The following is a 260-nucleotide window of genomic DNA, read 5'->3' as shown; positions in this document are numbered from 1 at the left end:
AGAGATCCAGCCCGGGACCCCGTGCCGCTGCAGGCCGAGCCGAATCGGCTGCGTGCCGAGGACCAGGACGAGCGCCAGGAACGCCGGGCCCACGATGTCCGACAGCTGCCGCAGCCCCAGGACGACGATCACGGCAGCGGCGAGCCCGACGAGGATCACGAACAGCCGGGACGACTCCGCTCGCTTCGCCGCGTCCGCGGGACCCCCGCTCACACCGGCCTCAGTCAGCTCGTCGGGAGAGGAAGTCGGCGCACCGAGCC

General features: G+C 72.7%; 1 protein-coding gene. It reads right to left on the bottom strand.

All coding sequences use genetic code 11. The features are described from left to right. Nucleotides 1-260, bottom strand: a 260-nt coding sequence (locus SAZ04_RS22405) for a hypothetical protein (protein WP_332699876.1), incomplete at both ends; no start/stop codon positions are given.

This window comes from Halalkalibacter lacteus, assembly GCF_036663595.1.
Taxonomy (GTDB): domain Bacteria; phylum Bacillota; class Bacilli; order Bacillales; family Bacillaceae_D; genus Halalkalibacter; species Halalkalibacter lacteus.
This window is presented reverse-complemented; position numbering and strand designations above follow the sequence as displayed.